Source organism: Protofrankia sp. CiT1, from assembly GCF_917627335.1.
Lineage (GTDB): Bacteria > Actinomycetota > Actinomycetes > Frankiales > Frankiaceae > Protofrankia.
In genome coordinates this window covers 35,004-41,788 of the sequence record NZ_CAKJTP010000031.1, presented here as the reverse complement: position 1 = coordinate 41,788, position 6,785 = coordinate 35,004, and the positions used below count along the sequence as shown (strand labels likewise).

Annotated in this window: 6 protein-coding genes; 4 read left to right on the top strand and 2 right to left on the bottom strand. The window is 68.1% G+C overall.

All coding sequences use genetic code 11. From position 1 onward, the window contains the following. The first annotated feature begins 479 nt into the window (after window positions 1–479). Window positions 480–1,445, top strand: a complete 966-nt coding sequence (locus MJ785_RS07980; RefSeq protein WP_239310147.1) for a site-specific tyrosine recombinase XerD — start codon at window positions 480–482, stop codon at window positions 1,443–1,445. 241 nt (window positions 1,446–1,686) lie between these two features. Here MJ785_RS07980 and MJ785_RS07975 read toward each other — a convergent pair whose 3' ends face one another. Next, a complete protein-coding gene (locus MJ785_RS07975) occupies window positions 1,687–1,905 on the bottom strand; it encodes a hypothetical protein (RefSeq protein WP_239310148.1) in 219 nt (72 codons plus the stop codon). Window positions 1,906–2,757: 852 nt separating this feature from the next. On the opposite strand from MJ785_RS07975, the gene npdG reads away from it, so the two are divergent. Further along, complete coding sequence (gene npdG / locus MJ785_RS07970; protein WP_239380293.1) at window positions 2,758–3,438, top strand: NADPH-dependent F420 reductase; 681 nt, start codon at window positions 2,758–2,760, stop codon at window positions 3,436–3,438. A 92-nt stretch (window positions 3,439–3,530) separates the two neighbouring features. Then, complete coding sequence (locus MJ785_RS07965) at window positions 3,531–4,301, top strand: helical backbone metal receptor (RefSeq protein ID WP_239310150.1); 771 nt, start codon at window positions 3,531–3,533, stop codon at window positions 4,299–4,301. A 118-nt stretch (window positions 4,302–4,419) separates the two neighbouring features. On the opposite strand, the gene panB is transcribed toward MJ785_RS07965, so the two are convergent. Continuing rightward, window positions 4,420–5,364 (bottom strand): 3-methyl-2-oxobutanoate hydroxymethyltransferase, encoded by a 945-nt coding sequence (gene panB / locus MJ785_RS07960; RefSeq protein ID WP_239310151.1) that lies wholly within the window; start codon window positions 5,362–5,364, stop codon window positions 4,420–4,422. A gap of 404 nt (window positions 5,365–5,768) precedes the next feature. On the opposite strand from panB, the gene MJ785_RS07955 reads away from it, so the two are divergent. Continuing rightward, window positions 5,769–6,470 (top strand): TetR/AcrR family transcriptional regulator, encoded by a 702-nt coding sequence (locus MJ785_RS07955; RefSeq protein ID WP_239347102.1) that lies wholly within the window; start codon window positions 5,769–5,771, stop codon window positions 6,468–6,470. Window positions 6,471–6,785 lie beyond the last annotated feature (315 nt).

Here is a 6,785-nt window from a genome sequence, read left to right as displayed (position 1 = left end):
CAGCGCCTGCGCCTTGGGTGGAGCCGAGGCGCCGGTCGCGGCATCGCTGCCGCCGCAACCAGCGCTCATCAGGATGAGGATGGCTGCGGTCGACAGGAGACAGGCGTATCGTAACCGTCTGCTTTCTTTCCGCACCATCAGGAGAATAGCCTCAAATCATCATCGATATGGACAGCATCCATGAAACTCGTCGCCGGTGGGTCGCTCGACCCGGGCACGGGCGATCGGCGCGATGTCGGTGGATGTTGTCCGTCGTACACCTACACTCACGTCGATGGTGAGCGCAGACATACCGGATGGTGGCATGGCCGGCGATTCTGCTGTTCGTGACGGCTCCGCTGTTGGTGACGGCGGCACCGCCGCTCCTGGCAGCACAGCCGCTCCTGGCAGCACAGCCGCCAGGAGCGGCGCCGGTGGCCGTGTGCGTGCCGCCGAGGCGGCGCGCATGGTACGCATGGTGCGCGGATGACGGTGCGCGGATGAACGCCCAGGCAGACCCGTGGCCCGTGGTTCAGCGCTTCCTCGACCATCTGGAAGGAGAGCGCGGGCTCGCCCGCAACTCCGTTCTCGCCTACCGGCGTGATCTTCGCCGATACCTTGAGCATCTGAGCGCCCGCCAGATTCGGTCGCTGGACGACGTTGACGAGTCCGAGGTGGCGGAGTTCGCGGCCACGCTGCGCGAAGGCAGGCAGGGGCATCCGCCGCTCGCCGCGTCGTCGGTGGCCAGAATGCTGGTCGCGGTCCGGTCGCTGCATCGTTTCGCCGCTCAGGAGGGCGACGTCACCTGCGACGTGTCCCAGCCGGTACGCCCGCCGGCCCCGCCACGCCGGCTGCCCAGAGCACTCACGGTGGACCAGGTGACAGCTGTGCTCGCCGCGGCGTCCGGCCCGGCGGGCAGCGATCCGCTGGAGAGTGGCCGGCGGCTGCGGGCCGTCGCGCTGCTGGAGCTGCTGTACGGCACGGGAGCGCGGATATCGGAAGCCGTGGGTCTCGACGTCGACGACCTTGATCTGGACGGGGCGTCCGTGCGTCTGCAGGGCAAGGGCGGCCGGGCCAGAGTCGTCCCACTCGGCCGGTACGCCGAGGAAGCCCTGTCGGCGTACCTGATCCGGGCCCGACCGGTCCTGGCGAGCCGGCGGGCGTCCCCGGCGGTGTTCCTGTCCCGCCGGGGAACCCGGCTGTCGCGGCAGAGCGCATGGACGGTGCTGCGGACCGCGGCACTCGCGGCTGGGGTGGACGGCGTGTCACCACATGTGCTGCGCCATTCTTTCGCGACGCATCTGCTCGACGGCGGGGCGGACGTCCGGGTCGTGCAGGAGCTGCTGGGTCATGCGTCAGTCAGCACGACCCAGATCTACACGCTGGTCACGGTGGACCGGCTGCGCGAGGTGTACGCGACATCGCATCCGCGGGCATTGAGCAGTGAGCGACCGCGGCGGGGCTGATCGAAGGGACACCGATCGATAAGGACGAGGTGCCTGTCAGCCGGGAGACAGGCACGGTCCGCGGGCAGGTGGAAACGGCCGGGTGACGGCGGCTCCCACCGCCACCCGGCTGGCGGCACGGCCGTGCGTGCCCGTCGGTCACAGCCGTCAGCCGAGTGCGCTGTCAGTGCCTGACGGGCGAGCCCGCTGAGCCTCGCGCAACGCTGACCAGCTGGGGTGACACACGTGGTCCCTGACGGCTTCAGGACGGGGTGTAGGGCCCCAGACTCGGCATGCCGTTGGAGGGCGCGGGCGCGGGTACGCCCCCCACCCCACCCACGTTCTGGGTGCTGCGTTCGGTGAGAGTCTCACCGACCTTGCGTGCGATCGCCTCCATCAGGCGCAGTGCCTGCGGCAGCGACAGGTTGAGCACCACTTCGCTGTCGTTCGTCATCGCGAAGCGAACCGATACGTCCGCCATTGCTCGACCTCTCCCGCCTGACTCCGTGGATCTTACCGCTGTTCGTGGAATGGAACGGTACGACCCGTCATCGAACGACGCGCGCCCGGGGTTCCCCAGCACACTATGGATATCACGCAACGTGATTTCTTGTTCGCGAAGAGTCGCGGCCATGGAGCTGTTTACGTCGTTCACCTTCCGCTACTCCTTTGCCCGTTCGGCACAACTGCATCTTCGAAACGGCTCCGCATCTACGAAACGACTCCGCCCTCGATGGCTGCCGACCTTCCGCGAAGCGATCAATGTTTGTAGCTGATCAATGTTCGTAGCTGTCGTGTTGTGAAGGCATAGTCCCGCATCCGCCCGCGGGTCGGATGCGGGGGGGTACCTGAGGGTAAATCAGGCTGTACGGCTATCATCACGGATGATCCCGGCGGGTCCGGGCTAGGGCGTGTTGCGAAAGTCATCTGTCCGGCTCCCTGATCGAACGACGGCTTCCGGAACACGCCGTAGGGCGGGTCCGATGGATCTTCGATCGCTTCGCCCGCCACCTGATTGCTTCGCGTTGCGTGCCCCCGCCCCCGTGATCCACGCCCCTGTTGCCGGCCGCTCTTAGAGCGCCCGGCAACAGGGGAGCGGCGTCGCGGGGCCAGGGCACGCACTTCGCGTCGTTGTCGTCGGTCGCCACCCAACACCAGGGTGGCTCCCTCCTCCGCCTCGCGATGCACGCACCCCAGCCCCGCTCCTTGGTCCACACCCCTATTGCCGGGCGCTCTTAACTCCTGTACAGGACGGATCACTGAACGGATCAATGGCGATCAGCCGGGTGCGGTCACGGCGCCCCGAAAGCGGGTTGTGCGGCAGGATACGGCTATGGGCTCACCTCACGATCTGCCTGATGTCTCGCTGTTGACGGTCTCGATTCTCGGCGGCACCGGCCCGCAGGGCCGTGGTCTCGGTCGCCGGCTCGCGATCGCCGGCAACGAGGTTGTACTGGGCTCGCGTTCGGCCGATCGCGCGCGGGATGTCGCCGCGCAGTTGAACGCGGCCGGTCTGGCTGTCACCGGGGCGGACAACTCCGCCGCTGCCGCCCGGGGTGACATCGTGATCGTCGCGGTGCCCTGGGAAGGCCATGGGGAACTGCTGGTCAGTCTTCGCCCGGAACTGACGGGCAAGATCGTGGTGGACTGCGTGAACCCGCTCGGTTTCGACAAGGGTGGCGCGTTCGTGCTACCGGTTCCCGAGGGCAGCGCTGCCCAGCAGGCCGCGGCGCTGCTGCCGGACAGCACGGTCGTCGCCGCGTTCCACCATGTCAGTGCGGTGCTGTTGGCGGATGAGACGGTTGACGAGGTGAATACCGACATCCTCGTGCTGGGCGATGACCGCCACGCCACCGACACCGTCCAGGCCCTTGCCGCCAGGATCGCCGGGATGCGCGGGGTCTACGCCGGCAAGTTGCGGAACGCGGCTTCGGTGGAGGGCCTGACCGCGAACTTGATCTCGGTGAACAGGCGCTACAAGGCGCACGCGGGCCTGCGTGTGACAGACGTGTAGAACCGGTGCCGCCGGCGGGGCCTGGCGTTGCCGCGGTGCCTTCCGATGCGTGCCACCGCGCGGAACCGGCGTCTTTCCTGGATCATCACAGGATGGATGATCTGGGGTTTGCGGTCGACGTACCCGGCCGGGTTGCCCGTGTGGTCTCGCTCGTGCCGAGCCTCACCGAGGCCATCGCGGTCACCGGACCCGGGCTCCTGGTCGGTGCGACCGACTGGTGTGTCCGCCCGGCCGGGCTGGACGTGGTGCGCGTCCGCGGGACGAAGAACCCAGATCTTTCCAAGGTCGTGTCGCTCGCGCCGGATGTCGTCTGTGCCAACGCCGAGGAGAACCGAAAAATTGATCTTGATAGGTTGCGGGCCGCCGGGATACCGGTGTGGGTGACCGCGCCGACCACGGTGGACGCCGCGCTGGTGAGCCTCGAGCGTATGTTGCGCCATGCCTGCGGGCTCGCTCGGCCCCGGTGGCTGGACGCCGCACGCGCGGCATGGGCGGCGCCGTACACCGGCCGCCGGCGGACCGCGCTGATTCCGGTGTGGCGACGGCCCTGGATGGCGCTGGGGCGTGCAACCTTCGCGGGTGACCTCCTGCGCCGGCTTGGTGTCGACAACGTGCTGGCCGACCATCCCGAGCGGTATCCCCGGATACGCTTGGACGACGTGACCACCTGCGAACTCGTGGTGCTGCCCGACGAGCCGTATCCGTTCAGCCCGACAGACGGGCCGGAGGCGTTTGCGGGAACGCCGGCGGTATGCGTGTCAGGCCGTCACCTGACCTGGTATGGACCATCGCTGGTGTCGGCCCGCGCGGTGCTCGGCGCGCAGCTTGCCACCCAGTTGCCGGACGCCTGGAGAAATTCATGACCGCGTTTCTGCCGGCACCGGCGGCCGGGAAGCCGCCGGCGGCGTGATCCATCCACCCGGACGCCGCTGCCTGATCGAACGTCCTACCGCCGGAGCCTCTGCCGTTCAGCCGGGAATATCAGGAATACGTGTGTTCGACCGTGGGGAAGGTGCCGCCGCGGACCTCCCGGGTGAACCGCAGCGCCGCGTCCGCGAGCGTCGAGCGCAGATCGGCGTAGCGCTTGACGAACCTGGGTCCATCATCGCCGCTGAGCCCCGCCATGTCCTGCCAGACCAGAACCTGCGCGTCGCAGTCGGCGCCCGCGCCGATGCCGATGACCGGAATGGTCAGTTCTTTGCTCACTCGGCAAGCCAGCTCGGCCGGGACGACCTCGAGCACAATGGCGAACGCGCCGGCGGCCTCCAGCGCGAGCGCGTCCGCGAGCAGCGCGTCGCCGGCATCCCCGCGTCCCTGCACCCGGTAGCCACCGAAGATGTTCACGCTCTGGGGGGTCAGCCCGAGGTGGGCCATTACCGGGACGCCGGCCGTGACCAGCGCGGAGACCTGTGGTACGACCCGAGCGCCGCCCTCCAGCTTGACGGCCTGGGCGCCGCCGTCCTTCAGGAAGCGCGCCGCGGTGGCCAGGGCCTGTTCCACCGACCCCTGGTAGGAACCGAAGGGCAGGTCCGCGACGACCATCGCGTGGGTGCTCCCGCGCGTGACCGCCCGCACCAGCGGCAGCATCTCGTCAACGGTGACGGGAACAGTGGTGTCGTAGCCGTAGATGACGTTGGCCGCTGAGTCGCCGACAAGTAGCACGGGGATGCCCACGTCGTCGAAGATCCGGGCGGTGGTCGCGTCGTAGGCGGTGAGCATCGCCCACTTCTCCCCGCGATTCTTGGCCGCCTGCACGTCCCGGACAGTTGTCCTGCCCCGCCGGGGCCAGCGGCTACCCAGCGTGCCCGGTTGGGTCGATGCCCCGGCTGTGCTCGATGCTTCGGCCGTAATCGGCGCACCGTACAGCGTTGCCGCCTCCGTAGCCACCGAGGTGAGCTGCGAACACACTCCCGCTGAGGTTTCCATCCGATCTCCTGTGAGTCCGTCCAGGCGCTGGCGCGTCCCGGCGTGCTCACCATGGTGCCATCGTCGGCGGATGCGCGCTGTGCGCGGTTCCAACCGCTTCCTGCTGATCTGGCAGTTGATCTGATTAGGCGGGGGAAGTTGACCCATCCGGACGATGGCTTGTCAAACGAATGCGTTTGGACGCACCTCACCGTAAGCTTCGATCTTGAATTATCGAGGTACGTCCTGATGGTCGGGTCGAAACGGCGGACGGCGGGATCGATGATGCATTGTGGGCACGGCGGGGTAGGACGCAGACGGGTCCGGGCGATGCGACACGCGACCCGGCGTGTGGCACGGCGCAGGAGGTTCGGGGGCCCCCGGGGCGGGGCGCCGACACGGCATGCGCCGATATGGCACGCGCGGTGACGGTGCCAGCCGGGCGGTCGTCTGGACCGGCGCGAACGGTCCAAGCCGACCCACCGCTGCGCCCGCCGGGACGTCCTCGCGACACCCGCCGTGATGAGGCTATTATCGGCGCCACTTTACAGGCACTCGCCGAAAGCGGTTTCACCGGGCTGTCGATGGAGGCGGTCGCCGCGCGGGCTGGTGTCGGCAAAGCAACGGTTTACCGACGATGGCCGAGCAAGGATGCGCTGGTTTCGGATGCGCTGGCAACGCTTGCCAACGTCTCCGGGGGGGTCGAGACCGGCTCGATACGGGATGATCTCGTTGCATGGCTCAACACCGTGCGTCGGCACAATATCCAGACACTGTCCGGGCGTATTATGCCCAGGCTCCTGGCGGAGAAAGAGACGCACCCGGACCTTTTCGAGACCTACCGCGAGCGGGTCATGGCTCCGGCGCGGGAGCGCGTCGCCGCGGTCCTGCGCGGTGGCATTGCCTCGGGCGAGCTGAGCCCCGACACCGACGTTGATCTGGTCACGGACATGTTGATCGGTTCCGTCGCGTACTGGCAGTACACCGGACGCTCGAGCGACGTCAGCGGCTCCCGGATCGCGTGCGTGGTCGACACCATCCTGTGGGGGATCATTCAGCGGTCCGGCTCCGGCTGGCCGCGGGCTGACGCCGCGGTTGTGGGGCACCCGCCTTCCTTTCTGCCGTGAAGCGAACCTTTGCTGGCCTGACGGCGTCCAGCAATGATGACCAGCACGGACGGCGGGACCGGGCCGGGCGCGTGGGCATGTGTGGGCGTGGTAGTCAGACCAGCCCGGCCACCCAGCCCCAGCCCCAGCCCGCCAGATTCGAACGAGCGCGGAAGTCCGGCTGGAGTACTAACCGGGCGTCGGCTCGTTGAACGAGATATTGTCCCGCTGAGTGTGAGGCAGGCGTTACTCGGACGTGCCATGCGGATGTGATGATCGAGTACCGTGGCTCGCTCGAGCTGATGAACAGAGCGGATCCGGTGCCGTCCGGCGCCG

Excerpts from the sequence above, each read along its gene's own strand:
- npdG (WP_239380293.1), top strand. The coding sequence starts at position 2,758 with ATGGGCTCACCTCACGATCTGCCTGATGTCTCGCTGTTGACGGTCTCG.
- MJ785_RS07965 (WP_239310150.1), top strand. The coding sequence starts at position 3,531 with ATGGATGATCTGGGGTTTGCGGTCGACGTACCCGGCCGGGTTGCCCGT.
- panB (WP_239310151.1), bottom strand. The coding sequence starts at position 5,364 with ATGGAAACCTCAGCGGGAGTGTGTTCGCAGCTCACCTCGGTGGCTACG.
- MJ785_RS07980 (WP_239310147.1), top strand. The coding sequence starts at position 480 with ATGAACGCCCAGGCAGACCCGTGGCCCGTGGTTCAGCGCTTCCTCGAC.
- MJ785_RS07975 (WP_239310148.1), bottom strand. The coding sequence starts at position 1,905 with ATGGCGGACGTATCGGTTCGCTTCGCGATGACGAACGACAGCGAAGTG.